This window comes from Chloroflexota bacterium, assembly GCA_026713825.1.
Taxonomy (GTDB): Bacteria; Chloroflexota; Dehalococcoidia; order Lucifugimonadales; family UBA1127; genus UBA1127.
In genome coordinates, this window is the sequence record JAPONS010000040.1 from 1 (window position 1) to 2,555 (window position 2,555).

Consider the following 2,555-nt stretch of genomic DNA (forward strand, 5'->3'; position numbering starts at 1 on the left):
CGGCGCCCAGGGCATGGAGCGCATCGCCTCCGCCCTGCGGGGCTGCCCCCGCGTCTTCCTCGCCTTCGACAACGACGATGCGGGCCGGGAGGCGACGGACGGGCTTCTGACCCTGCTCGGGCGCAGGGCCGCCGTCGTCGCCCTCCCCCAAGGCGTCGGCGACGTGGGCGAGCTCGCGGGCCTTCCCCACGGACGGAGCGTCTTCCTCCGCCTGCTCTCGCAGGCCGCCCGCTCCGCCCGCTAGCGTCTTCCCGCCGCTCCCCACCAAGGAGGACCTATGCCCATTTCGCGCCGGGCTCTGCCCGCACACGGACTCCCGTCGGGATTCCGCCCATCGGTCATTCGCTACAGGAACAACACGTCAGAGAAGGAGACAAGCAATGTCTAACGGCAACAACAACGGACACCACCCCAACGGGACGGGCAACGGCCTCGTCCACGTCAACGGCAACGGGCACAAGCCCGACGCCGCAATCGTCACCGAGCACGAGTTGCTCTGGGACGGGCTCTCGCCCGCCGTCACGCAGTCCCTCGGACAGCCCATCGACCCCGCGCTGGTCTCCCAGCGCAAGGGGCGCGGCGGCAGGACCTTCGACTACCTCGAAGGGCACGCCGTCATCGACCAGGCGAACCGGATATTCGGCTACGGAGGCTGGGGGTACGAGTTGGTCGGCGACGTGACGCTGCGCACAATCGAGACGGTCGATGGCCAGACCGGCGAGGTGAAGGTCTCGCTCGGCTACAGCGCACCCGTCCGGGTCACCGTCGCTGGCGCTCTGCCCCGCACCGACCTCGGCGTCCACCCGGTCACCGAGGACAACTTCGACGGGCACGACACGGCGATGAAGGGCGCGGTGACCGACGGGCTGAAGCGTGCCTTCAGGAGCTTCGGCGGCCAGTTCGGAAACGCCTTCTACGGCGACCAGTCGGCGAGCGCTCCTCAGCCGGAGCGGGTACCCACGCAGGCCAGGGACAACGGCAGGCAGTCCCAGGCGCAACCCAGCGGCAGGCCCGCCCAGCCGCAGACGCAGGCCAGGGGCCGCAACGACGCCCAGGTGAAGACCCTGCGCAAGCGGCTCATCGAGATCGCATCCGAGCAGGGCCTCGACGAGGGCCAGGTGCGGAGCGCCGTCACGGACCGGACGGGCAAGGACATCGACGACCTGACGGCCGCCGAGCTCGGGCCGCTGGTGGAGGCCGCCGCCAACAAGCTCCGGCAGATGCAGCAGGAGCAGGCGCAACAGGCCGCCTAGTTCGACCGGACAGACCGGCACAACGGAGCGGGGCCGTCTCCTCCGGGGGCTGCCCCGCTCCTTCACTACAGGAAAGGGAGGACAGGACCGATGACCACCATGACTGCAACCTACACACCCTGGGGCTGGACGCACGACGTTGAGGAGTTGGCGGACGGCATCCTGCGGGTCACGACGCCCTCGCACGGCGGGCTGAAGCTCAGCCGGGAGCGGTGGGACGAGCTTCCCGCCGCCGTCCGCGACACGATGCTCACGCCGACCTTCGCCGAGGAGGACTGCGAGGAGCCCATCGTGCGGCTGCTCCTGGACATCGGCGACGACCGGGACCGGGAGATGGCCCTCATCGTGGCGGACTACTTCGAGAGGTACGCCCCCGCGCTCCCCTTCGTCCGCCACTACCCGCCGGGCCTCCACTACCACGTCTTCATCTACTGGGGAGCCTATGGGTGGGAGTCCTCCGAGCGGTTCGACACCCGCATCGAGGCCGAGTCCTTCGCCGGCGACCCGGAGATGGTGAGGAAGTACGGACGGATGGAAGCCATCGAGTGCACCCGGACGCGCCCGGTCTGCCTGCCGGAAGGGGGAAGGCCGTGACCGCCGGGACGCGGTCCAGGCCGCGCAGCCTACCCAGCACGACGACCAAGCTCCAGACGGAGTTCGGCAACCTGTTCGTCACGGTCTCCTTGGACGAGGACGGGGAGCCCTTCGAGGTCTTCGGCTTCCTGGGAAAGGGCGGCTCGTTCCAGCACGGCGTTACCGAGCTTGCCTGCCGCCTCATCTCCCTGCACCTGCGCAGGGGAACCCCGCTGGAGGAGGTCATCGACCAGATGCAGGGCATCCAGGAGATGCAGCCCTTCTGGAACCTGTTGGGTGACGGCAGAAGCGTGCCCGTCCACGGCCTCGGCGACGGCATCGCCCACATCCTCAAGGCGCACCTGAAAGCCAGGGAAGAGAGGGAGGCGAAGCAGGACACGGAGGTGAAGGCGGCAGCGTGAACGCCCCTTCCCATCACCTATCGGACACAAGGAGGTACAGACGATGACAACGACGATGGACGACAGGGCGGAGGTCTTCTCCCGCCCCGCTGCGCAGATAAACGAGGAAGGTGAGCTTGTGGTGCGGGCCTCGTCGGCCCTGGGCTGCCGCCGTTCCCTCTGGTACTCGGCTACCGGGTATCAGCCCACGAATCCCCCCACGGAGGAATCGCTGACGGCGATGGAGGCGGGCAACGCCCTGGAGCCGGTGGTGGTGCGGGCGATGGAGCGGGCGGGCTGGCAGGTGGACGCCCCCGATCCCCAGGAC

5 protein-coding genes are annotated in these 2,555 nt (G+C 69.0%); all 5 read left to right on the forward strand.

Annotated elements, in window-relative coordinates; translation table 11 throughout:
• A partial coding sequence (locus OXC99_04465; protein MCY4624243.1) for a hypothetical protein occupies window positions 1-244 on the forward strand: 244 nt, incomplete at its 5' end.
• Between the two features lie 136 nt (window positions 245-380).
• Window positions 381-1,253: a Rad52/Rad22 family DNA repair protein gene (locus tag OXC99_04470; protein ID MCY4624244.1), complete on the forward strand. Its 873-nt coding sequence runs from the start codon at window positions 381-383 to the stop codon at window positions 1,251-1,253.
• Window positions 1,254-1,343: 90 nt separating this feature from the next.
• Complete coding sequence (locus OXC99_04475) at window positions 1,344-1,847, forward strand: hypothetical protein (GenBank protein ID MCY4624245.1); 504 nt, start codon at window positions 1,344-1,346, stop codon at window positions 1,845-1,847.
• Entirely contained in the window at window positions 1,844-2,248 is a 405-nt protein-coding gene (locus OXC99_04480) for a hypothetical protein (protein MCY4624246.1), read from the forward strand. The genes OXC99_04475 and OXC99_04480 overlap by 4 nt, the downstream gene beginning before the upstream one ends.
• Window positions 2,249-2,291: 43 nt before the next feature.
• Window positions 2,292-2,555 (forward strand): hypothetical protein (locus OXC99_04485; GenBank protein ID MCY4624247.1); only part of this gene is annotated, 264 nt, incomplete at its 3' end.